The following is a 24,152-nucleotide window of genomic DNA, read 5'->3' as shown; positions in this document are numbered from 1 at the left end:
GAATTTTTTACTATTTTATAAAAAAGTAAACTGCTCGCCCGATCGAACTTTTTCGAGATGGCCGCTTCTGCCTTCGCGATCGGGCTTTTGAATTGGGCCGTGTGAATTGGGTCTTTTAAAGGGCTTGTATTCGTAACTTTTCGGTCATCAATCGCAGGTCATCAGTCATTAGTCGCTAGTTAACCGCCGCTTATCCAAGACAACGGACTATGAATAAAGAACAAATGACAAAAGGCAGCTCGCGCGAGAGCCGAAAAGGTACTCCGCAAGTCTCTAAATGGTTGTTTTATCTGGCGTTGCTGCCGGCAATCTGGGGGGTTTGCGCTTGGCAGGGCTGGGCTTGGTGGAGCTGGGCTTCCGCGCCGCCTAAAATAGCTGAATCGTCAACTTCCCCGCCAGAGGATGCTGCTGTTTTGATCCAAATCCCGGATGGTACTCCCAGTCAAAAAATCGGCCGGGATTTAGAGGCCGCGGGGTTGATTCGATCGAGCTCGGCATGGAATATGTGGGCTCGCTGGCTGACTCTGCAAAACCGCGAGGGAGGTTTTCAAGCAGGAACTTACCGACTGTCGCCGACTCAGCCTCTGAGTGCAGTTGCTGACAAAATTTGGAAGGGCGAAGTCGTACAGCAGAGTTTCACGATTCCAGAAGGGTGGTCGCTGCAACAAATGAGCGCTTATTTTGAAGCGCAAGGTTTTTTCCCGGCTAAGGATTTTATGGCGGTGGCGAGTCAAGTTCCCTATGCTCAGTACCCTTGGCTGCCGAGCGGCCTGCCTCACTTGGAAGGGTTTTTGTACCCGGATACTTATCAGCTAGACGGCGATGCAATTAGCCCGGAAGCTGTCATTAAGCAAATGCTCGGTCGCTTCGAGGAGTTGGCTTTGCCGATATATCAAAAAAATCAGAAGAAAACTAAGCTGGATTTGAAAGAGTGGGTGACGCTGGCGAGTATTGTGGAAAAAGAGGCTGTGGTTGCGGGCGAGCGCAATCGTATTTCTGGGGTATTCAACAACCGTCTGAATAAGGGTATGCCCTTGGGTTCTGACCCGACGGTTGAATACGCCCTCGGCATTAGGCAAACGAAGGAAAAGCCTTTGACTTTCAAGCAGGTGGAAACCCCTTCTCCTTACAATACTTATATCAATGTAGGGCTGCCGCCAACTCCGATCGCATCTCCGGGAATAGCAAGTCTGGAAGCGACTCTGACTCCAGAAAATACAGAATACCTGTATTTTATGGCTCGATATGACGGCACTCACATTTTTAGCCGCACGCAGGCGGAACACGATGCTGCGATTGCTAAAGTTGACCAGCAGTTGCGATCGACTCAATAGATAGGCAATGACTAATACAAAAGTAAAAAGTCAAAAGTCACAAAGCAAAAGCAATAATTATTCACTTTTGATTTTTTACTTTTTTAATCTTTAACTTCCAATTTCTTATTTCTCAATCTAAAACCTAAAATCTAAAATCATTATGACTTGGGGTAAAATACTACAGCCTGACTTAGTTCTCGGCGATTCAGTCATGAAGTTAACGGCTGATATTCTTCAGGAATTTAATATTAAAGGATTAGTTTTGGATGTGGACGAAACTCTTGTTCCCATCACTGCAATGAATGCTTCTCCTGAACTCACCCTGTGGGTGGAAGAAATAAAACCAGTAGTATCGCTATGGTTGGCGAGCAATAATTTAAGTCAGACTCGGATCGGTCGGATTGCGGAGTCTTTGAATCTACCATACATCACGGGTGCAGCTAAGCCGTCCCGCCGCAAGTTGCGAAAGGCTATTAATGCAATGAATTTGCCGGTGGAACAAGTGGCGATGGTGGGCGATCGACTTTTTACTGATGTTTTGGCAGGCAATCGTTTGGGTATGTTTACTATTTTAGTGGAACCAATGGTTGATGCTGCGTATGCGCTTCGCAAGTATCCGGTGCGCTCTTTTGAAGTTTGGGTTTCTCAAGCTTTGGGGGCTTCTCTTGATAGCAGGAATTAGAAAGATTTAAATGACTCAAACTATTGTTGTTAAAATAGGAACTTCGACGCTAACTCGATCGACTACGGGAAACTTAGCTCTTTCAACTATTGCTGCATTGGTCGAAATTTTAGCTGATTTGCGGCAGCAAGGCCATCGAGTAGTTTTGGTTTCTTCGGGTGCGGTTGGAGTGGGCTGCGCGCGCTTGGGTTTGACGGAACGCCCGCGAAACATGGCTTTGAAACAGGCTGTGGCGGCTGTGGGCCAAGGGCGGCTGATGCGGGTGTACGATGATTTGTTTACTACTCTGCAACAGCCGATCGCTCAAGTATTGCTCACCAGGGGCGATTTAGTGCAGCGTAACGGTTATGTTAACACTTGCAATACTTTTGGGCAACTGCTCAGGTTGGGCGTGATTCCGATCGTCAATGAAAACGATACAGTAGCGGTAGACGAACTCAAATTTGGCGATAACGATACGCTTTCGGCGCTAGTAGCGAGTTTGGTAGAAGCAGATTGGTTGTTTGTACTCACAGATGTCGATCGGCTGTATTCCGCCGATCCGCGCAGCAATCCCGACGCGCAGCCGATCGCCCTAGTTCAAAGTATGGCACAGCTCACAGAATTTCAGGTGCAAACAGGAGATTCCCGCAGCGGTTGGGGAACCGGCGGAATGGTGACAAAAATTGAAGCCGCGAGAATAGCAACTGCATCGGGAGTGCGGACTGTCATCACTGACGGCTGCTTTCCTGGTAATATCGAGAAAATACTCAAGGGAGAGTCGATCGGCACTCAATTTGAGCCTCAACCGCGCCCTGTAAACGCTCGCAAACACTGGATAGCTAACGTGCTAATTCCCGCAGGGAAACTATATTTAGACGCGGGTGCTGTCAAGGCAATTTCCCAGGGCGGAAAATCGCTTTTAGCTGCGGGTATTGCTCAAGTAGAAGGAGAATTTCAAGCTGATGATTCCGTACAGTTGTGCGACACAACAGGCAAACAAATTGCTAGAGGACTTGTGAATTATAGCAGTTTAGAATTGAGACAAATCCAGGGCTGCAAGTCCGATAAAATTGCTGAGATTTTAGGCTATGCAGGCGTAGAAACGGCGGTACACCGAGATAATTTAGTGATTGTTTAAACTAACAAATATCGAGACAGTCGATCGCGCAATGAGCGAAGGCAGAAATTGAAGATATTTGCAGCACAGTCTTGCAAGAATTTGTTTGGCTGTGTCTGAACAGCTCGTTCATCGCTTCTGTAAACAGTTCAAATAAATTTTGGGCTAATTCTAAAGCTGCTTGGTATTCCGCATCTGTAAGTTTGATTTCTGCTAAAATTTGCAACATCTCTGGCGTGTTTAAAAGGTGATAATTTTCTAAACCCCCATAATATCCTCCAAAATCAACAGATTCTTTTTGGTTAATTTGCTGTAATTCCACTACCACTGCTAGCGCCGCCTCAAAAAAAACTTGGGCAGTTCCTTCGAGGACTTCCACTAACACCAGCTTCTGAATAAAAGAAGCTTTCCAAGCGTACCGTTCTATCACTGAACAAAGCGCTCGAGTTTTTTTAGTTTCTTCACCCCAAAGCAGTCTGAAATCGCCGTAACTCATTAATTGGTTTAAGCCCAGTTCCTCTAGATATTCTAGATAGTCATGCCAATAATAGTTTTTTTTATAAGTATATTTATTAATGAGTTCCTGAACTTTGTTATTACTAGAAGATTCTCGCAGCACATATTTATTTAAATCGCTCAATCCCACAGCCAAAGGAGCGAGTACAGGTGCAAAAATTAATCTTTGATTCGCGTGAATGTGTTTGTTGGCTAGAAAGTCAAACAAGGGCAATTTTGCAAACTCTTGCTTTTTGGATTCAATGAATGCTACAATGCCTTTCATACTTTTTTCGCTTGAATGGTTGCTGTGAAGATCATCTTCATATCTCCGTTAATTATCTATATTTTCGAGCCTAAAGAATTGTGTTTATTATCATATATATTGGTATTTAAGATCATAGGTAAGAGTGTTGGCAGTCACAGGAAACAGTGACTTGTATCATATTGTGCCCGAAGTTCGAGCATCTTGTTGCCTAGAGATAAAATGTTCTAATTTTAGATTGCATATTTCAGGCGTTGCTCAAAGCCACCCCACAAGAGTTTGATTATTTACCGATAATTTAAAGGATGATTAACTTATATGGGCAAGTGAGGGTCCTGTTCGTACTGCTAAAAAATGCCTTTTACAAAATCGCGGTGATCCATGCAAATCAGTCCTAGACGCATAGAAGTCTCGAAACCAGGTTTCTTCGGAGATTCATCGTTACTCAATAAAAAATTTTCTGAGACACCCGGTTTCTTTAACCCTCGCTTTTATTGCTTGTTCCCTCTTTTCTCTTCCCTCTTCTTATTCCTTATTCCTTCTTCCGGCAGCCATAACTCTCCAAATGACAATTTCCAATTCTCAGAATTGCCTTTAGGTGCGTTCTGAGTTACTCTATCTTTTGGATCAGTTAACACAATTATAGGAGTTAATCTTGGAACGGACTTTTTTAGCGATTAAGCCCGACGGCGTACAGCGCGGACTCGTCGGCGAAATTATCGGTCGTTTTGAAGCCAAGGGCTTTAAGTTAGTTGGCATGAAGCTGATGACGGCGAGTCGCGAACTAGCGGAACAACATTATGATGTTCACAAAGAAAAACCCTTCTTTGCTGGATTGGTAAACTTTATCACTTCAGGCCCTGTAGTGGCGATGGTGTGGGAAGGTGACGGCGTTGTGGCGTCGGCGAGAAAAATCATTGGCGCCACAAATCCTCTGAATGCAGAACCAGCGACAATTCGGGGAGATTTTGCCGTCAATGTCGGCCGTAATCTCATTCACGGTTCTGATGCTGTCGAGACTGCCCGTGCTGAAATTAGCCTTTGGTTCAAGGAAGAAGAATTGAGTGCTTGGACACCTTGTTTAACTCCTTGGATTGTGGAATAGTTTTGATATTCTCCCGGTGGTTAATCGGGAGATATAGCCTTTCTCAAACAAATGAAATATCATGCTTATGACTCACTCATAACCGTAAAATATAGAATAGTTTGAGATTTTTACTCGTTACCAAGAGCTTCGCGGTAACGAGAAGAAAAAATATTAATTGGAACTTAAAAACTCCAAATAATTATTAGTCAATTCTTTGACTGCTAATTCATAAAACTGCTGACCTTGTTCGGGGGTTGCCAATGCCGGATTTGAACCCATTCTTCCGTCGGGAAATCGGCGTCGGAAGTCAGCAGCACCGTAAATTTTGTGCCCGGAAGCAACTTCTTCCGAAAGCGGAGCTTGCTTGATTGCTTCTGGATAAAGGTACTGGGTTAAGGCGATTTCGCTGGGGGTGGCGTGAGAACCTTCTTGGTTTCCGTATAATTCTTTTGCTAGTTTGTAGACTGAGCCGCACATGAACCAGTTGCCGATTTGACACTGGATTTTATCGGCATTTGGTAGATTCAAGTCCGACAAATGCGCGTAACTCTCGGAAAATGCTGCTTTCATGGTGGCAATGTTGCCGCCGTGACCGTTAATGAAGAAATATTTCTCAAATCCAGCTTTTGCTAAAGATGTGATATAATCCCTGATTACCAATATCAGAGTCTGCGGTCGCAGGCTGATTGTGCCGGGAAAGCTGGTGTGGTGCAGGGCCATGCCGACATTAATTGTCGGGCCGATTAAGGCATTGGCAGCTTCGCCGACACCGCGGGCGATCGCCTTGGCTGCAATGGCGTCAGTCCCGATCAAGCCGGTGGGCCCGTGCTGTTCGGTGGAGCCGATGGGGATAATTATGCCTCGGGAGCTTTCTAGATAAGCTTCTACCTCGGACCACGTACTCAAATGCAGCAACATGATAGGCAGTCTACAAAATTTTTACTTGCTATCGTCGATCGTAGCCGGCACGGGAAGAAAAAGGAATTTAGACCAACTTATTATTGTATTCTTAAAAAAAGCCCTACAGCCCCATTCCACCTTTACCGTTATATTACTTAACGTTAATAATTTAACCACTTGATGGCCAAAACTTTACCTTTTAATAACCTTTTAAGAGTAGTATAACAAGCATATCCCTCTAGATTGGGTGTTACGTGGTCAATTAACAGCGGGCAATGTTTTATGAAATTAACACCGACCCCGAAAAATGACCAGACTTCTGTGGCCTGGACGCAGGCAGACAGCGCGGTTCCGACAACTGCTCTACGGCTGTATTCCTTACACGAGCAAGTAGCAAAGGTCGAGCGCGTGTCTGTGGGATGGACTGGCGAAAGATTCTAAGCGATCCTCTTCGAGGGCTTCGCTAACGAACAAATGGCGATCGTACAAGCGATCGCAGCGCGAGAGTACCTCAGCTACTGAAGAAGGTACCTCGCGGTAGCCACATACAAACATCACTCCCACTGATATTTATGTCTTCTGCTGAATTAAGCGAAAGTCCTTCAAGGTTGGCTGTTGGACAAGCCGGCCGTATCTTGTTATTGGAAGGTGAAGATCTGTTGCGGGAAATGCTAGCTTTAGCCCTTAAAGAACAGGGCTATGAGGTGGTGGTTACTAGCGACGGGCGCAACGCTCTGCCTTCTATACAGGCTTCTTCGTCATATCACGGTGAATTGGCCTTTAACCTGTTAATTATGGATTCAATTAACGGTTTAGATCTGTGTCGAATGTTACGGCATCAAGGAAATCCCGTCCCTATTTTGATTATCGGTGCTAGAGGAAGTGCCAACAATTGCGCTTTTTACCTCGAAGCCGGCTCGGATGATTATCTGACCAAGCCTTTTGGAATGCGGGAGTTTATCGCTCGCTGTCGAGCGCTGATGCGGCGCCAGCGCCTCGGTCGCTTACCGGAACCGAGGATGCTGCAATATAAGAGCATAACTCTATATCCTGAAGAGTGCCGCGTGTTGGTTCGTGGTCTGGAAGTGAAATTTTCTCCTAAACAGTTTCGCTTACTAGAACTATTTATGAGTTATCCCCGGCGAGTTTGGTCTCGCGATCAGTTGCTGGAAAAAATTTGGGGTCAAGATTTTATCGGAGACAGCAAAACAGTTGACGTTCACATCCGTTGGCTGCGCGAAAAGTTGGAATTAGACCCGGGTCAACCGGAATATATCATTACGGTACGTGGTTTCGGCTATCGATTTGGTTGAATTTTTAAATCAGTTATAGGGTTGGAAGTTGCAGCCGAATTGACGTAAGGACACAAAATTTTTGTGTCCTTATTTGTCTATGCAGAGTGTGCAATACACTAGCTTGGAGGTGCAGCCAGTAGACTTATTGTAGCGACCGTTGCCGTTATCTTTTAGCCTGGGCGATCGGTATAAATCAAAACTCCCCTGTCCACTGCCAACAATAAAGTTTCGAGCAATCTCCTGCAACCGCAACAGCCGCCACCATATCTGAACTGGGAATTAATTCTATTAAAGACCATCTCGATGCTTCTTCGGGGTTGTCTTCAACATTTAACAGCGCGGCAGGTTCTCCTGGAGCAAGGGTGACATCAAACTGATTCAGGGGAATAGAAAGTCCTTTACCGACTGCTTTGATATAGGCTTCTTTGCGAGTCCAACAGGTGAAAAAAGCTTTGGGTTGGAGATGTTCTGGGAGCGAACGCAACACAGAATTTTCTAAGGGGGAAAAAAACTTTTCAGCAATTTCCAGGCCATGAAAGTTGGGATTTATGCTTTCAATGTCGACACCAATATCTCGATTTTTGGTAATCGCAATTAGAGCCATGTTTCCTGAGTGAGACAAATTGAAACTGAGGGTATTTCCACCTTGGGCGGCGATGAGAGAGGGTTTGCCGTAGGGATTGTAGTCAAAGCGCAAAATGTGAGAATTTATGTTAAGATAGCGACTGAGAATTTCTCTGAGCGCGCCACGACTCACAATAAATTGCGATCGACCTTTGGGAAAGTGAAAACCATTGGCTTTTGTCCGCTCGTCTGGTGAGAGAGTCTCTTGTAAACTCTGTAAGCAAGATTCTGTTTGAGCTAGAGAGACGCGCCAAACATGAATTTCGCCCAGATCCAATGTCAAGTCTTGCGGTGGAGAATTCCACGAATCAAAAGCAGTAATCATGTATTTATCTTCTTTTCTGAGTCACCTCATCCAGCATTCCCAGAAACAGGCAAGATGCCTGTTCTACTTTTAGAAACAGGCAAGATGCCTGTTCTACAACAGATGAATTTCAATCGCAAGAATTAATAAATCCAGCTTTGTACAACTTTTCCCGCTAATTGCTGTCCCAACCAAGGCGTATTTACCGATCGCGACTTCAGACTTAGCCCGTCAACATTCCAACTCATTTCCGGGTCGAACAAAATCAGCTCAGCAGAGACTCCAGTGGCAACCGTGGCGGGGGCTTGTCCGAGACAAACGGCAGGGCCTGCGCTCAAAACTCGCCACAGTTCTAAAGCCGAAAATTCGCCCGTTTTTACCAGTCCGTGCCACAGTAAAGGCAAAGCTAATTCCAAGCCGATCGCCCCGGGCGGACTATCAGCAAAAGCCACAGTTTTCTCCTCATAAGTATGCGGGTTGTGGTCGATCGCGATCGCGTCAATTACGCCATCTTTCACAGCTTGAATCAGCGCTAATTGGTCGCTGAGATTGCCCAACGGCGGTTCTAGGCGTAAATTCGGATCGTAGGGCAACGAAGCAGTCAGAGCATTTTTCCCGCCGGAATCTTTAGAGTTTCCTGAAATTGCCCCGACATTCAACAGCAAGTGCATCCAAGTCACACTCGCAGTCACCGGCAAACCCCGCGCCTTGGCATCTCGAATCAATTCCACGCTGCGGGCTGTAGAAACGCGCATGATGTGTACCGGAGTGCCCGCAGATGCCACCAACTCCAGAATTACCGCCAAAGCCGAAGTTTCCGCACTCGCCGGAATTCCTGGTAAACCCAAGCGCACCGACAGCGCACCCTCTCTCACCGCGCCCTTTCCTGCCAAAGTTTGATCGCACGGCCACAAAGCAGCAGACTTGCCCAAAGGCTTGATATACTCCAGCAAACGCCTCACCAGAGCCGGATTAGACAGCGGCAAACCGTCCGCAAAACCCACCACCGCAGAGGAGGCCAGCTCGCCCAACTCCGCCATCTGCTGCCCTTTAACGCCCGCTGTCAGCGCGCCCCAAAAATACAAGCGGGGCAGCCCGGGCGGCAAATTGCGGATATGTTGCTGCAACAAAGCTAAACCGGCCAAATTGTCAACAGGCGGCGAGGTATCAGGCAAAATCGCCACTCGCGTAAAACCCCCAGCCGCTGCAGCCTGCATCAAAGATTCGAGCGTTTCCCGATCCTCAAAACCCGGTTCTCCGCTGTGACTGTACATATCACTTAACCCCGGCCCCAAAATCAGTCCCTGGCAATCCCGCACTTCCGTGTCAGCGGGAAACTCAGCAATTTTTTCTTCGACTGCTTTGATATCACCTTCAGCAATCAGAATATCAGCGATGCGATCGCTCCCTGAAACTGGATCTAGCACTCGTACATTTTGTAGCAGTTCGCGGCTCATATAGCAGAAGGAAGAAGGAAGTTCGGCAACGGATTATGTAACGGATGTAACGGATGTAACGGCTGTCAGGAAGAAGGAAGAAACAATCCACCGCATTAGTTTCAGGAATTAAGAACTTCCTAAGCGTCGGGCGCGGTTGTTATCAAAATTCAAACATTTTTCAGGCGGGCGAAGCGTAGCGGAGGGCGTTCCTTCCGCTACGGGTTCGCGCTCAGCAGTTTACTAATTACAGTGCTCCGGCTGCTGTTTTGTCAAAAACTCCGCCGCTCAAATGAGTTGTGACATTCATCGCTTGTAATACCGGCAAACCATCGGGACCGTGGGGATAATCAATCACGCTAACGGCTCCGTTTCCTTGTTTGAATTTCCAGAAATGTTCGGGTTCCAAACCGAATAGGTGGCAGAGAATGGCTTTGTTAATGGCGTCGTGAGCAACGACAATCCCAGTACCAGAAACAGATTGTACTATTTCTCGCCAAGCTGCGATCGCTCTGTGCCAAACTTGCTGCAAATTTTCTCCTTCGGGCATTTGGACTTTTTCAGGAGATGTTTTCCATTCTTCAAGCAAACCCGGATAGGATTCTTCGATTTCTGATTCAAACTTTCCTTCCCAAAGTCCGTGGCTGATTTCCCTCAACTCGTCGCGGAGTTCTAGTTGCAAACCGCCGTGATATTTGAGAATAATTTCCGCAGTTTCTTTCGGACGCAGCATCGAACTGCTGATCGCAAAATCCAATTTTACATCCTTGAGAAATTCTGCTGCCCGCCGGGATTGTTCGCGGCCGTTATCGTTGAGAGGCACGTCAATTTGCCCTTGAAATTTACCTGCTTTATTCCAGTCTGTTTCGCCGTGACGCACCAACAACAATCGCGGGCCTTGGTGTCCGTCCCTCGGTTTGGGAAAAATTTCCCCGGTATGGGAAGTTAAATTTACCGACTCTAATTGAATTGCAACTTTCTTTTTTTGCTCTCCGGGTTTGTCGTTGGTAACAGGGGAAGGGCCAAAATTAATGACACTAATTCCGCAATTTGACTGTTGAATTGATTGATAGTAATCCGGGGTAATTTCCGAGGCGGTGGCGATGAGAGCGCGGTTGATTCCGTTGTGACCTACTACTAGAATTGTACCGTCTTGGTGGCGCGATAAAAGTTCTTGCCAAAAGTGTCGGGCGTTAGCAAAAATTGCCAATACGGGAAAGTGTTCGATTTCTCCGTCAGCAGATGGCAGTTTCATGGAAAATTTGTCGGGCTGTTTTTGCCACTGCTGATATGCTTCGGGGAACTTGTCGATCGCATCTTGGCGCAACATTCCTTCCCACAAAGGCAAATCGATTTCCATCAAATTATCAGTTGGCTGGAGTTGTGGCGGATTTGTCAAGCGCGACAGGATGATTTCTGCTGTTTCTTTGGCTCGTTGCAGAGGGCTGGTATAGGCGGTATCAAAGGCGATACTGCTGAGTGTGTCACCTACTTGCAGGGCGGTGTTGCGACCTGCTTCTGTCAAAATTGATTTATCGAGGCGGCCTTGGATGCGGCGTTCTTGATTGTAGGTGCTTTTGCCGTGACGGACTAAGATAATGCGAGTCATTCGATTTTAGATTTTAGATTTTAGATTTTAGATTTAGCCTGCTACCCGGCTGCGGGTGCGCTGTGCACACCTTACCCATACATGGCGGAGCGAGGATTTGTGGCGTAAGTCTTGTTGAGGCGAGTCAAAAAGATGAGCCAGTGAAATTTTACCAGTTGTCGGGATACTCTCGTCTGCAACGACCTATGATTAAAGACGGAAAAGATTTAGCCACAGATTCGCGCGGGACGGAAAAGCAGGAATGACACTGAAGCGGGTTATTTTAGGTATTTTAACGGCGATCGCGATCGCCCTGGTCGGTTTATCTTTACTTGCTAGTTGGAATCAGCCGCAAATTCAAAGCCGGCTCGAACTCTACCAGACAAATTTGCTGCTGCACGCCTCGGAGTGGCAGGGAGAAAATAATCAGAGTGTTAATTTAAGTTCGGCGCGCAACAATATTGTCGGTGCAGATCCTTTAAGTACGGCTTTGACGCAATATCAAGAAGCGCGAGACTCGACTCGCAAAACTCTCGAAACAACTCAATCACAATTTAAAGGAATTCAGTCTGCCATCGCCTCCAAGTCTGCTGATAATACTCTGAATTTGGCTCAAAACAAGGCTTTGTCTGAGTCGATCGAGCAACAGTCAGCGCTGCTAAACGAACTTGACTTGCGCTTAGGAATTTTGCAGGCAAGCAGTGGCAAAACTGAGGCTGCTCTCCAAACTTGGACAAATTTAGTTGAGCGCTACAAAACTAAAATAGATGACGACTCTTCGGTGGTAACTGCTCAAGTTTTAACGGGAATTTGGAGCAATCCGGCTCAACTGCTGCCGGATGCCGAGCCGCGCATTCAAAAGTCTTTGGATGGCTGGTTTCGCTATCGTGCTCTCGCTCAACTTTACAAGCTGCAAGAACGTTCTAAAGAGGTGGCGGCGCTTCAAGCAGCAGAGCAAGCAACGGCTGAACAAGCTATAGAAAAGTTGGCAATTGTGGTTGGGGTTCCGGCGATCGCACTTTTTATTGGTACGGTTTTGCTGATTGGTTTGACCGTGCAGTGGCTGTTGCAGCGGCACCAGTTAGAGACAGCAGGTTCCGGCCCGGTGTTGGCGCGAAATGCGAGCTTGACTTGGGATGTGCCTTGGGACGGCGAGATTGTTTGGCAGGTGCTTGTGGTCGGCTTTTTCTTTGTCGGCCAAATCTTGATTCCCTATTTGTTGCTGCCTGTTTCTCTGGCTGTTTTAAAACTCAATCCTGCTACTTTTGACCCGCGCGACAAGGCTTTTTATATCTTTGCTACTTATTTGTTGCTGTCGGCTGGAGGGCTTTCGGTACTGTATTTTTCGGTCAAGTCTTTTTTGCCTTTGCCGGAAGGTTGGTTTCGGATTAATTGGCGGGGAAATTGGTTTTTGTGGGGTTTTGGCGGCTATTTTGTTGCTTTGCCTTTGGTAGTTTTGGTATCCCTGATCAATCAGCAATTTTGGCAGGGACAAGGCGGCAGTAATCCGATTTTGCCGATCGTTCTCGAAGGTAGGGACAACGTGGCTTTGGCGGTGTTTTTCGGCACTGCTGCGATCGCGGCTCCGGTTTTTGAGGAAATCGTGTTTCGAGGCTTTCTGCTGCCTTCTCTGACTCGCTATTTGCCTGTTTGGGGGGCGATCGCAGCTTCTGCTTTCTTGTTTGCTGTGGCTCACTTGAGTGTCTCTGAGATTCTGCCTTTGGCGACTTTGGGTGCAGTTTTGGGGTTTGTGTACACGCGATCGCGCAATCTCCTTGCTCCTATGCTTCTCCACAGTCTTTGGAACAGCGGTACTCTCCTGAGTCTGTTTCTTTTGGGCGGTGGCGCGAGTTAATTGGAGCGGTTGTTAATAATTGTGAATTAATCGAGTTTTTTTGAGAGTGCTCGTCAGGGCGATCGACTCTTGCCAAAAACAGCAGTAGGGTGTTCGGTGCGCCCCTGGTATCTAAGTCGGTAAAATAACCGGAATTCCTATAGGGGCGGGTTCACCCTAATCTGTAATATCAGCCACAGATCCAGATCGACGAGTCCAGCTTCCTTACTTGAGCGGAAAAACAGGGTTTAACATGGAAGTAATATCTTGTCGGCTGATGATTGAGAAACTGACCCGGGCGATCGCACCAAACGGAAGTTGACAATCCGGCTAATTTATAGCTAAATTTTAATTTAGGATGAGGCTTAAACCCATGAGCAATTTGAACAGCCGCAACTTAGAGAGAACGCCGAGTTGGATGCGTTTCGCACCCTACGCAGCCTTAGGTCTTTTAATATTTTCTTTCAATTCAGGCAGCGAACTCAATTATTTCTTGAGAGGCTATTTGGTGATTCTACAGGCTCAAGTCGGTATAGTTCTGCTGTATTTTGCGATGTCTAAGTTTCGCAAAAACCAAAATAAATGAGTAAAAATTAGTAAGCTTACTTAGGTCGATCGTTAAAGGTCGATCGCCGAGTTAAAATAAAAACTGGGGAAAGTAAAAATGGTAAAAGATAAAACCGTAGCAGTTGTGTTAGCTTTCTTTGTTGGAGGTTTCGGAGTTCACAAATTTTATTTGGGCAATAACTTAGCAGGGGTATTATACTTGCTATTTTCTTGGACATTAATTCCGTCACTGATCGCATTTTTCGATTTTATCGGCCTACTGCTGATGTCGGAACAAGCTTTTCAGGTTCAGTACAATGGCGGCACGCTGCCGTCGGGGTATGCCCTCAGAGCGGCAAAAGATGTAACAGGGGCGATCGGCGAATTGAAAAAGCTTTACGATATGGGCGCAATTACCGCCGAAGAATATGAAGAAAAACGCCAAAAATTGCTGCGAGAATTGTAATTAAGAAGGAAGTTCGGCAACGGATTCTGTAACGGATGTAACGGATGTCAGGAAGAAGGAAGAAGAAAGCCCGCTATTAAAAAAGTGGGATTGAATTAAGTGTGAGATCACAGCTATTTAATTAAGGATAAAATTAACGTGTCTCAAGATTTATACTGGCTGCGTCAAACTCCAAACTGGGTGTGGTATGCTTTTATTCCCTACTTCGGCGGATTGGCGATCGCCTATGCAGGCCAAAAGTCAAATATTCGCAGTTGGATGGGATGGGGTGTTGCAATTACTTTAGCAGCACTAGCGGTATCTTCTTCAACTAATTTGGGTACGATCGTGTGGATTGCTCAAATTGTTACTGCTTTTAGTTTGAAAAAGCGCTATCTGATCAAAACCGCACCCAGAGGCATACTGGTTCCTGCAAGTGCAACAAATGCCGAAGAACTGGCAAACGTGCGCGGCAAAATAGATATTAACGAGTGTACCAAAGACGATATGGTCAGAATCTTGGGTTTGCCGATCGTCTACGCCAACGATATTGAATCTTTGCAAAACGAAGGCTACATTTTTACCCACGCCGAAGAGTTATCAGAAATAGCCGGAGTTCCCGAAAGCCACGTCAGACGCATCGCCCCGATGATTTGCTTCAGCTACAATTATCAAAAAGAATTGCAGTTTACTTGGAAACGGTTAAACATTCTTTCGCCGGAAGAGTTGATCGCCAGCGGTTTAGATCGGATTGTTGCCGAAAAAATAGTTAGAGAAAGGCAGAGAAAAGGTGCTTACAAATCAGTTGTAGAAGTTAAGCGGCGGACGGGACTGCCTTTTGATTCATACCGCCATATTTGTTAATTTGCAGTTGTTATCACGAACAGCTTATGACAACAAAATTAGAAGTTAACGGACAAAAAATGTATGATACAGATTAGCTCAGATAGAGGTAAACCAGTTTGGAAAAGTTCCGGGTTCGCGACTTCTCAAACATCAACTGGGAAAATCTGATTGCAGAAATAGAAGACGTGAGGCGAAGTGAACGCGGGAGTTGAGAGAGTAATGTGGTGGTAATTCTCCTGCACTTGCTTAAGTGGCAATTTCAACCGGATCAAAGAAGTGGTAGCATATCTAAAAATCTAAAATCTAAAATCTAAAATCTAAAATCTATTGATTTTCTGCCAGAAGAAATGATTCAACGGTAGCATGGCTAAAAAGCTCGATCGCCTCCTGGTAATTGACATTAAATGCACCTGCTGGCAAAAATCTCCTCCAGAAGGCGGACTCAGCGAAATTATCAAAAAAAGTATTTATCCTCTTGACATTTACACAAAATAATGATATTTCAGTATATTGTGAAACTCCTACTTTTCCCTAGCATCAACTCCAAGCCCGGGTAAGTTTTCAAGAATCTGTCTTAAATATCAGTGGTATCCTATCAGAATTATTATTGAAACGCAGAACGACACAATAGTAGCAGAACCGCTAACATCACACTTATGTCTGACTCTACTCCATCCCAAATCTCCCCAGAAGCTGCACCGGAAAGTGCTGCTACCGAAAACCGCAGTGCCAAAACTCGTCAACTGTTGGGCATGAAAGGGGCCGCTAGCGGGGAAACATCCATCTGGAAAATTCGCCTGCAACTGATGAAACCGATTACCTGGATTCCCTTAATTTGGGGCGTGGTGTGCGGGGCGGCGTCTTCTGGAAACTATGTTTGGAACCTAGAAAATTTCTTGATCGCAGCAGCTTGTATGTTGATGTCAGGGCCGTTGCTTGCCGGGTACACTCAAACTTTGAACGACTTTTACGATCGCGACATCGACGCCATTAACGAGCCCTACCGTCCGATTCCCTCCGGTATCATCTCGATTCCGCAAGTAGTAACGCAAATTTTGGTATTATTAGCCGCTGGCATTGGGGTGGCTTATGCTCTAGACTTGTGGGCGGGTCATGAATTCCCGATAATGACAGTTTTGACTCTCGGCGGCGCGTTTCTAGCTTACATCTACTCTGCGCCCCCGCTGAAACTCAAGCAGAATGGCTGGTTGGGAAATTATGCCCTGGGTGCTAGCTACATTGCCCTGCCTTGGTGGGCGGGTCAAGCTTTGTTTGGTACACTAGATCCCACCATTATGATATTGACCCTGTTTTACAGTTTGGCAGGGCTGGGGATTGCGATCGTCAACGATTTCAAAAGTGTTGAAGGTGATCGGCAATTAGGGTTAAAATCTTTGCCAGTGATGTTTGGCATCACCACCGCAGCTTGGATTTGCGTGTTGATGATCGACATCTTTCAAGCTGGGATTGCAGGCTACCTGATCAGCATCCACCAAAACCTTTACGCTGTCATTCTGCTCCTGCTGATAATTCCCCAAATTACTTTTCAGGATATGTACTTTTTGCGCAATCCGCTTGAAAATGATGTTAAATATCAGGCAAGTGCTCAGCCTTTTCTGGTTTTGGGTATGCTGGTAGCAGCCTTGGCACTGGGTCATGCGAGTTAAGCAGAGTTGTGAGGTTTGAGTTAAAAAATTTTGAATTCAAAAAATCTAATTCACTTCTCAAAAAAATACCAATCTCTGCAGCGTTAAGAAAAGTTTTGAATTTTGAGTGGTGAATTAAAAAGTTTTTAATTCAAAAAACCTAATTCAAGGCAGCGTGTTATTCAATAAAAAATGTCGAATTAAAAATTAAGAATTGAAGAAAGCTAGCTTTTTAAATTTTTAATTTTTAATCGGACTTGATGAGGTTTGAAGGTCTGAACGTGGCAGAATTTTTCTCAAATATCAAAGATACATTGAGCAAAGTCACTAACGCAATAAGCGGTAATTCCGATCGAGAACCGCCCAAGGCTGCGAAGGGCAATAAGCTCAACTCGCCGGAATCCGAGGCGCAATTTTATACACAGACAAGGGATGAGCGAGCCGAGTATGTGGTATCAGAAGATGCTGCACCTCCAGAAGAGTCAGAATATTTAGAGTCAGAATATTTAGAGCCAGAATACGCTCGATATCCAATAGTCAAGCGCGATTGGGAAGGATTGAAACGCTTAATTGCTTGGTTGGAAATTGAACCTCAAGTTACCAGCTTGCAAACCAAGGGAAAAGAATTGTTGCGGCCGGGATTAAGTTTGCTGGGAACTAAATCACCCCAAAAATCCGATAGTAGCGAATTTGCGGAAAATAGCGAATCGCAGAACACCCAACTGCCGATAAATACCGCACTACAGGAAAATAGCGCACCGCAGGAAAATACTAAAAAACGTGTCCCCCGCCGTCCTAGATTTTGGATAAGTTTAGGTGTTGCCAGTATAAGCGGGGGCGCTTTAATCTACTGTTTATGGATTTTGTACACCTTAGACAAAGGTTTGCCGGATGTTAACGATTTGTCAGCCTTTAACCGCGACGGAACGCTGACAATTAAAGCAGCAGATAATACGATTTTGTTGCAGTCTGGTCCGGCAACTAGAGATAAACTGAAACTTCAAGAAATTCCCGAATTGTTGGTTAAAGCTTTTATTGCCATAGAAGACCGCCGTTTTTACAAACATCGCGGGGTGGATTATCAAGGTATTGTGCGATCGATTGTTTCTAACTTGATAGAAAGAGATTTAGTGCAGGGTGGCAGTACAATTACGCAACAATTGGCTCGCGTTGTTTTTCTTAATCAGGAAAGAAGTATTAGGCGGAAAGTCCGGGAAGCTCTTTTAGCTCAAAAAATAGAGCGAGAGTTGAGTAAAGACCAAGTTTTAGAACGATATTTAAATCTAGTTTATTTGGGTTCGGATGCTTACGGTGTGGCAGATGCGGCTTGGGTTTTCTTTAGCAAAACAGTCGATAAATTAAATTTGGCAGAAATGGCAACTTTGGCGGGTTTGCCACCGGCACCGAGCGAATATTCGCCTTTGGTTAATCCGGATATGGCTAAGAAACGCCGCAATATTGTGCTGCAACAAATGCAGGAAGCGAAGGTAATTACAGAGGTTCAGGCGAAGGAGGCGATGGCGGCACCTATGGCGGTTAAACCAAGTGCGCCGAAGCGATTTAAAGTAGTCGCGCCTTATTTTGCTAGTTACATTCGGAAGGAATTGCCGCGCTATGTTTCTAAAGATGCTTTGGAAGCTGGCGGTTTGACTGTTGAGACGACGGTGGATTTGAAGTGGCAGAAAATAGCGGAACAGGTTGTTAAAAATGCGATCGAAGTTGATGGCCGCAGTCAGGGTTTTGAACAGGCGGCTTTAGTTTCTATGGACACTAAGACTGGGGAAGTTAAGGCCCTGGTGGGTGGCGGAAATTTTAAGGAAAGTCAGTTTAACCGTGCTACGCAGGCTTTGCGGCAGCCCGGATCGACGTTTAAAGGCTTGGTTTATGCAGCAGCGATGGCGGCTGGTTTTTCTCCCTATGACAGTTACGAAGACGAACCAATTATTATCGACGGCTATCAACCGAATAATTATGGCAAAAAATTTAGCGGTTGGCGATCGATCTCGGATGCTTTGACAAGTTCGGTGAATGTCGTAGCTGTGAAGGTGTTGATGGATGTGGGGTTTGAACCGGCGATAAAATTAGCCAACGATATGGGGATTAAGTCTAAATTGAGTCCGATTTATTCCCTCGCTTTGGGCTCTTCAGAGGTAAATTTGCTGGAGTTAACCAATGCTTACGGTACTTTAGCATCGCAAGGGAATTTTATTGAAGCCCACGGCATTAAGCGGGTGATTAATCAGCGGGGAAATGTGATTTATCAGGCTAATTTTAAACCGAAGCGGGTTTTGGATAAGGATAGTGCTGCGATTACTACTTGGATGTTGGAGGGCGTTGTCCAAGACGGTACGGGGGGGCCTGCTGCGTTAAACGATCGCGCTGTAGCAGGCAAAACTGGTACTTCGGAAAACGTGCGGGATTTGTGGTTTATTGGTTACATTCCGCAGGTGGTGACTGGCGTTTGGTTGGGGAATGATGACAATTATCCCACCTGGGGAACTAGCGGTACCGCTGCCTACAATTGGCGCGATTTTATGAGTCAAGCTGTCAAGGGAATGCCGGTAGAGAAGTTTCCAAAGTTGCCGCAGTTGGAGGGCCGCAAAGGCAGTATTAAGGCCAAACCGGTGCAGCCTCATAAGATTATTCGGGGGATGATTGTGAATGAGGATGGTGCGATCGTGCCTTACAATCCTAATCCTGAACCGAAGTATTACCCACCGCAAGAGCCGGCTTATCAAGAACCTGCTTATCAAGAGCCTGCTTATCAAGAGCCTGCTTATCAAGAGCCTGCTTATCAAGAACCGGGATATTAAACTATCGGTTTGGAGTAAGGACTTTACTGCTTTTTCAAGCGCTTTAGCCTCACCATAAAAAAGCCGTCCATGTGATGTCTGTGCGGCCAAACTTTCACCCATCCTTCGGGTGATGGCTGTACTGGTAAATCAATTGTTGGCGGTTCGATTTGCCAGTGAGGATTGCTGTCTAAGAACGATCGAATAACTGTTTCATTTTCCAAGGGATGAATTGTGCAAGTTGCATAAACTAATACGCCGCCGGACTTGACAAATGTCGCTGCATTTGCTAACAATTCCGATTGCAGTTGAGATTGTTGTTGAATGTTTTCGGGCGTGTGATGCCAGCGGGCGTCGGCGCGGCGGTGGAGGGTTCCGAGACCGGAACAAGGTGCGTCTAGTAAAACTCTGTCTGCGAGGTTAACAAACTCTGGGAAATGGCGGCTGTCTCCGGTATGAATTTTAATCGATTTCATCTGGAGTCTGTCTGCATTTTCTTTAAGTTTTTTGAGTCTGCTGGCGGTTTTGTCGCAGGCATAAATTGTGCCTTCATCCTGCATTAATTCGGCGCTGTGGGTGGTTTTTCCCCCCGGCGCGGCGCAGGCGTCGATGATAGTTTCCCCTGGCTGGGGCGCTAGTAAATGGGTGACTAATTGAGCGCTGCTGTCTTGGATTGTCCACCAACCTTCGCTGTATCCGGGGAGGTTTTGAATTGCGCCGATGCTGCCATTTAGTCTTAATGCTTGCGGCAAGTGTGGGATTCTGCTAGTTGAGATGTTTTGGGATTTGAAGGCGGTTTCAATTTGGGCGATCGAGCTTTTTAAGGGATTGATTCTCAGGTCAATTGTGGGGGATTGGTTGAACCATTCACAGAGTTGTTCGGTTTCGGTTTCGCCTATTTGTTCGATCCACAATTTTACCAGCCATTCGGGGAAGCTGTGCAGAATTCCTAGGCGTTCGACGGTGGATTTATAATTCGTAACTGTTAAGGGGTTTAAGTTGTTATCTGTTAAACGGATGTATTGCCGCAACAAACCGTTGACAAAACTGCTGAGTCCTGAAAATCCGTTTTCTTTTGCTAGTTGAACGGTGGTGTTGACGGCGGCGGAGGGGGGAATCTGGTTGAGATATTCGAGTTGATATAAGCCTAAATGTAGGATGGTGCGGAGTTCGGGCGGTTGTTGGGAGGATTTCTTTGTTGCTAGTTTGTCGATGATGAAGTCGATCGATCGCATTCTCCTGACGCTACCGTAAACTAATTCTGTGACTAAACGCCGATCGAGGTCGTTGAGTTGAGAATTGCCGAAAGCGCGATCGAGGGCGGCATCTGCGAATGCACCGCGGCGCTGGACTTCGCGGAGTGCGAGAAAGGCTATTTGGCGGGGATTTTGCATAACATATTACATAAAAGGACTTACACAATGTTAAGTGTATAGTGTAAATTGCTACTTATCTAAATTATTGCAAGTTTAGTTTTCAGCTTATTCTGGTTTTGTTGACACCAACGGTTCTAATAAACTGCGTTCTTCGATCGCAAGTTCTAGCAAAACTCGTCTGTCGCCCTTGGTTTCCTTATAGCGGACAGCCGCATTCAGCAGGCGGATGGGAATTTTGAATTCTTCGTAGTTGCTGGTTGGTTCTTGCCACAATTCTAACCAAGTGCGGGCGGCTTTTTCGCTCACCATTTCTGACATTAGCAAGGGGATGTTTCCCACAATTACCTGTCCTAATATTGATAGATGTTTGTGTTTTTCATAAACGGCTATCAGGCTGGTGATGCGAGTTTTAGATATCGCTATATCGTGCATATTGATGAACAGGTTGCAGATAATTAAAGCGGCATCTTCTGCATAAGCTTCATCGCCTGGTTCTAGGCGTGGGAATGCGTCGTCTAAGGCGGCGATGCCTTCATCCCAGCGATTCAATCCGAGAATGGTAATGGCACGGTTGAAGAAGACAGATGAACGTTGATAACCCAGTTCGATCGCTTTATCGTAAGATGCTAAAGCTTCTTCATAGCGGCCGAGTTTGCCTAACACCAAGCCTCGGCTATACCAAACCCACTCATAATTGCTGTCAAGTTCGATCGCCCGATCGTAAGATACTAAGGCTTCTTCATAACGTTTGAGTGTATCGAGCAAAAGACCTCGAAGAAACCAAACCAACTGATAATTGGCATCAAGTTCGATCGCTTTGTCGTAAGCTTCTAAAGCTTCATCATAGCGTTTGAGGTTGTTGAGTACATCGCCTCGGATACCCCAATACCAATGATTATTATGGTCAATCTCGATAGTTTTGTCGTAAGCTTCTAAAGCTTCATCATAGCGTTTGAGGTTGTTGAGTACATTGCCTCGTAAAAGCCAAGCCGACTGATCATTGGGGTCAATCGTGATTGCCCTATCAACGGATTCTAAGGCTTCATCGTAGCGTTTGAGATTGTTGAGTACATTGCTTCGGATACGCCAAGCTAACTTATAATTGCCATCAAGTTCGATTACCCTATCAAAAGATTCTAAGGCTTCATCGTAGCGTTTGAGGTTGTTGAGTACATTGCCTCGTATAAGCCACATCTCCTCATAATTGGCACCCTGTTCGATTGCCCGATCAAAGGATGCTAAAGCTTCATCATAGCGTTGGAGATTATCGAGTACATAGCTTCGTAAAGCCCAAATAGATTGATAATTAGCCTCTAATTCAAGCGCCCGATCGAAAGATGCTAAAGCATCATCGTAGCGTTTGAGGTTGTAGAGTAAATTGCCTCGTAAAACCAAAGCTGACAAATCGTTAGGGTCAAGCTCTATCGCCCTATCAAAGGATTCTAATGCTTCATCGTAGCGTTCGAGATTCTGCAAGCAACGGGCTTTTTCTAACCAGTCCCCTGCCTTACCGCGAATTCCTACCAGTTTATTTGCTAGATTCAAAGCCGAAACATGGTCTTTCTTCTCTCTGCAATTTTCAATTTCCCGCACGCAAGCTGCCACGCGAGAGTCTTCACAATCATCTGTTTCCCTTGCCTGAAGGGCACGCAGCAGATATTCTAGCTCGATGACAGCATTAGGCGGTAGTGTTTCCCGATTTAGCTGATACTTCAAATAACTTTTTTCCGAGCTATTATCAACTAGCTCTTTCCCGATAGGAGTAAATTTTACTCCCAAGCGCTCCAATCGCTGTTTCAATTCTTCTTTCGTGTACCATAACCGCAAAAAATCCACAATTAAACTAATTGGCTCGCCCCGATGCTTCTTCACATCCATGCAAAAGCGCATCAGCACTTCTTGAAGTTCATAATACGACTCGCGCCCGATCGATTCGCTCGTCACATAACCCATTCCTGACAGTTGTTTGAGTTGGCTCGATGCTGTCTGATGCGTCATAAAACAGCGTTGGGCAATCTCTTTAACCATGACAGCCCCGCGTCGATCGCACAAAAATTCAACTATCTTTCTTTGCTGCGGCGAAAGCCAAGCCATCCGCGCCTGATAGTACGGTGTCAATTCATCCAGCGTTTGCAAAAACGGTTTCACAAGTCGATCGAGCGAGTCGCGAGTCAAAAATTCCGCAAAAATCATATAAACGCGGTGGTTGCCGCCAGCCAAGTGATGGATGGCTTCAATTCGAGAACGTCCCCTTGGCGTTTGTATTAATAACTCTAGTTCTTTGTTGCCCTCTAATTTAGCTCTATTTTTCAATAACCAGACAACTTGATTTAAATTTAGCTTTTCTAAATAGTGGCGATTGAAAAAGTCGTAGAAGGGCGCTTTTTTATGCTCAATTCCTTTGAATAAATGCTGAGATGTCGCGAAAATCGTACAGAAAGGATAACTTTCTAAATAGTCTCGGAATTGCTGCTGCCCGCTATCGCCCAACCCTTCAAACAAGTCATCCAAATTTTCTACAAGTAAAAGGAGAGTGCGAGCTCCCGCAAAATCTTTCAGCAATTCTGCTGCTGTCTGTTGAGCGTGATCGGGCGATTCACCGTAAAGCGATTCTACCCGATCGAACAATTCAGCCTTGTATTCAGCCGGATATTCTGATTGGAGCGATCGCAAAATTCGCAGGAGCAAATCGAGAAACGACGTGACGCCCCACTCTTCCTCCCGCAACCAAGCAATCAGCACTTTTTCCCGCACATCCTCCATTTTGGAAACGCGGTGATACATTAGCGAGACTAAGTGCGTCTTCCCAATACCTCGCATCCCAATCAATAGGTGATGCTGCTTGATCGGCTTGAGGATGCTCAACCGGATTGACTCGACTAGCTCGTTTGCCAAATCGTGACGCTGCACGAACATCTGCTCTAAATCTTCGTGCTTCATCAGACTGGGCGTGAAGCGAGAGACAAGTGTACCTTTCATACTGCCAACCCCCTGGATAGTAACTGGGGAGGAGAAATTTGTGTTGATTCGTTTTCCATGAAATGCTTGTGAGACAAGGCTTTTACGCTTTATACGTCTAATTGTACTATACGTTTGCATAATATACGTTATTTTGGTTGTACATATACAAAAATATACGTTATTTTGTTGTAATTTTTTTAAAGCAGTGCTAAACTGCCTTTAACAAGCAAACAAGCGCCACTAGGTGGTACTAGAGGCGCTTTTGATCGCTTATCAGCGGGAGCCACTGGCTGCAACCAGTAGGACTCTCATGTTGTTTATGGTCTATATAGACCGAGGATTTCTCATGACTAATTATAACAGCGAACAGCTCAATTTGTTCACCCAGCCGATCGCAGTTTCGGTGGAAATGGGCTGCACTGTTGAACGTGCAGCCGAATTAGTAAAATGCTCAAAAAGCTCAATCTACTTCCCTCTAAGGCAAAATAAGCCGTATTTGCGGGAGGTTCCTACAGGTACATGGCAAGTTTACTCTACAGGCAAAAAAGATAGATCAATTCTTGTGAATGTTGCCTTCATTTATTCTCCAAAAGATAAGTATTGGAGACTTGCTTG

At 45.7% G+C, this 24,152-nt stretch carries 20 protein-coding genes and 1 pseudogene; 13 read left to right on the top strand and 8 right to left on the bottom strand.

What is annotated here, in order from left to right; all coding sequences use genetic code 11:
- Positions 1-209 precede the first annotated feature (209 nt).
- The 3 genes from mltG (at position 210) to proB (ending at position 3,118) form a co-directional block, all read left to right on the top strand.
- Positions 210-1,334 (top strand): endolytic transglycosylase MltG, encoded by a 1,125-nt coding sequence (gene mltG / locus QUA45_RS19335; RefSeq protein ID WP_333097974.1) that lies wholly within the window; start codon positions 210-212, stop codon positions 1,332-1,334.
- 142 nt (positions 1,335-1,476) lie between these two features.
- Positions 1,477-1,998: a YqeG family HAD IIIA-type phosphatase gene (locus tag QUA45_RS19330; RefSeq protein ID WP_333221882.1), complete on the top strand. Its 522-nt coding sequence runs from the start codon at positions 1,477-1,479 to the stop codon at positions 1,996-1,998.
- 10 nt (positions 1,999-2,008) lie between these two features.
- On the top strand, positions 2,009-3,118 hold the full coding sequence (gene proB, locus QUA45_RS19325) for a glutamate 5-kinase (protein WP_333221881.1): 1,110 nt from the start codon (positions 2,009-2,011) through the stop codon (positions 3,116-3,118).
- Position 3,119: 1 nt separating this feature from the next.
- Here proB and QUA45_RS19320 read toward each other — a convergent pair whose 3' ends face one another.
- Complete coding sequence (locus QUA45_RS19320; RefSeq protein WP_333221880.1) at positions 3,120-3,878, bottom strand: hypothetical protein; 759 nt, start codon at positions 3,876-3,878, stop codon at positions 3,120-3,122.
- A gap of 634 nt (positions 3,879-4,512) precedes the next feature.
- On the opposite strand from QUA45_RS19320, the gene ndk reads away from it, so the two are divergent.
- Complete coding sequence (gene ndk, locus QUA45_RS19315) at positions 4,513-4,962, top strand: nucleoside-diphosphate kinase (RefSeq protein ID WP_333035325.1); 450 nt, start codon at positions 4,513-4,515, stop codon at positions 4,960-4,962.
- Between the two features lie 153 nt (positions 4,963-5,115).
- Here ndk and QUA45_RS19310 read toward each other — a convergent pair whose 3' ends face one another.
- Entirely contained in the window at positions 5,116-5,862 is a 747-nt protein-coding gene (locus tag QUA45_RS19310) for a creatininase family protein (protein WP_333221879.1), read from the bottom strand.
- Between the two features lie 360 nt (positions 5,863-6,222).
- On the bottom strand, positions 6,223-6,402 hold the full coding sequence (locus QUA45_RS19305; protein WP_333097982.1) for a hypothetical protein: 180 nt from the start codon (positions 6,400-6,402) through the stop codon (positions 6,223-6,225).
- Positions 6,403-6,416: 14 nt separating this feature from the next.
- Here QUA45_RS19305 and QUA45_RS19300 point away from each other — a divergent pair, with 14 nt between their 5' ends.
- Complete coding sequence (locus tag QUA45_RS19300) at positions 6,417-7,157, top strand: response regulator transcription factor (protein WP_333097983.1); 741 nt, start codon at positions 6,417-6,419, stop codon at positions 7,155-7,157.
- A 175-nt stretch (positions 7,158-7,332) separates the two neighbouring features.
- On the opposite strand, the gene QUA45_RS19295 is transcribed toward QUA45_RS19300, so the two are convergent.
- The 3 genes from QUA45_RS19295 to QUA45_RS19285 form a co-directional block, all read right to left on the bottom strand.
- Positions 7,333-8,088 carry a 4'-phosphopantetheinyl transferase superfamily protein gene (locus QUA45_RS19295; protein WP_333221878.1) on the bottom strand — a complete coding sequence of 252 codons (756 nt, stop codon included), beginning with the start codon at positions 8,086-8,088 and terminating at the stop codon, positions 7,333-7,335.
- A gap of 122 nt (positions 8,089-8,210) precedes the next feature.
- Positions 8,211-9,524: a dihydroorotase gene (locus QUA45_RS19290; protein ID WP_333221877.1), complete on the bottom strand. Its 1,314-nt coding sequence runs from the start codon at positions 9,522-9,524 to the stop codon at positions 8,211-8,213.
- 226 nt (positions 9,525-9,750) lie between these two features.
- A complete protein-coding gene (locus QUA45_RS19285) occupies positions 9,751-11,112 on the bottom strand; it encodes a histidine phosphatase family protein (protein WP_333097989.1) in 1,362 nt (453 codons plus the stop codon).
- Positions 11,113-11,353: 241 nt separating this feature from the next.
- Here QUA45_RS19285 and QUA45_RS19280 point away from each other — a divergent pair, with 241 nt between their 5' ends.
- The 7 genes and pseudogenes from QUA45_RS19280 (at position 11,354) to QUA45_RS19250 (ending at position 19,221) form a co-directional block, all read left to right on the top strand.
- On the top strand, positions 11,354-12,946 hold the full coding sequence (locus tag QUA45_RS19280) for a type II CAAX endopeptidase family protein (protein ID WP_333097991.1): 1,593 nt from the start codon (positions 11,354-11,356) through the stop codon (positions 12,944-12,946).
- A gap of 352 nt (positions 12,947-13,298) precedes the next feature.
- A complete protein-coding gene (locus QUA45_RS19275; protein ID WP_333097994.1) occupies positions 13,299-13,511 on the top strand; it encodes a hypothetical protein in 213 nt (70 codons plus the stop codon).
- A 78-nt stretch (positions 13,512-13,589) separates the two neighbouring features.
- Complete coding sequence (locus tag QUA45_RS19270; RefSeq protein ID WP_333045272.1) at positions 13,590-13,937, top strand: NINE protein; 348 nt, start codon at positions 13,590-13,592, stop codon at positions 13,935-13,937.
- A gap of 138 nt (positions 13,938-14,075) precedes the next feature.
- Positions 14,076-14,780: a helix-hairpin-helix domain-containing protein gene (locus QUA45_RS19265; protein WP_333097996.1), complete on the top strand. Its 705-nt coding sequence runs from the start codon at positions 14,076-14,078 to the stop codon at positions 14,778-14,780.
- Between the two features lie 92 nt (positions 14,781-14,872).
- A pseudogene (locus tag QUA45_RS29220) lies at positions 14,873-15,046 on the top strand (DUF29 family protein); the annotation flags it as partial.
- 372 nt (positions 15,047-15,418) lie between these two features.
- Positions 15,419-16,429: a chlorophyll synthase ChlG gene (gene chlG, locus QUA45_RS19255; RefSeq protein WP_333067203.1), complete on the top strand. Its 1,011-nt coding sequence runs from the start codon at positions 15,419-15,421 to the stop codon at positions 16,427-16,429.
- A gap of 239 nt (positions 16,430-16,668) precedes the next feature.
- Entirely contained in the window at positions 16,669-19,221 is a 2,553-nt protein-coding gene (locus QUA45_RS19250; RefSeq protein WP_333098001.1) for a PBP1A family penicillin-binding protein, read from the top strand.
- A 23-nt stretch (positions 19,222-19,244) separates the two neighbouring features.
- On the opposite strand, the gene QUA45_RS19245 is transcribed toward QUA45_RS19250, so the two are convergent.
- Both QUA45_RS19245 and QUA45_RS19240 read right to left on the bottom strand, forming a co-directional pair.
- Positions 19,245-20,594, bottom strand: a complete 1,350-nt coding sequence (locus QUA45_RS19245; RefSeq protein ID WP_333221876.1) for a 16S rRNA (cytosine(967)-C(5))-methyltransferase — start codon at positions 20,592-20,594, stop codon at positions 19,245-19,247.
- 87 nt (positions 20,595-20,681) lie between these two features.
- Positions 20,682-23,555 (bottom strand): tetratricopeptide repeat protein, encoded by a 2,874-nt coding sequence (locus QUA45_RS19240; protein ID WP_333221875.1) that lies wholly within the window; start codon positions 23,553-23,555, stop codon positions 20,682-20,684.
- 328 nt (positions 23,556-23,883) lie between these two features.
- Between QUA45_RS19240 and QUA45_RS19235 the strand changes: the two genes are divergently transcribed.
- Positions 23,884-24,152: hypothetical protein (locus QUA45_RS19235; RefSeq protein WP_333221874.1), on the top strand; the 269-nt coding region annotated here is incomplete at its 3' end.

The sequence above is a fragment of the Microcoleus sp. Pol12A5 genome (assembly GCF_036701435.1).
Taxonomy (GTDB): Bacteria; Cyanobacteriota; Cyanobacteriia; order Cyanobacteriales; family Microcoleaceae; genus Microcoleus.
The sequence above is the reverse complement of the archived record's forward strand: the minus strand, read 5'-3'. Positions and strand labels throughout refer to the sequence as shown.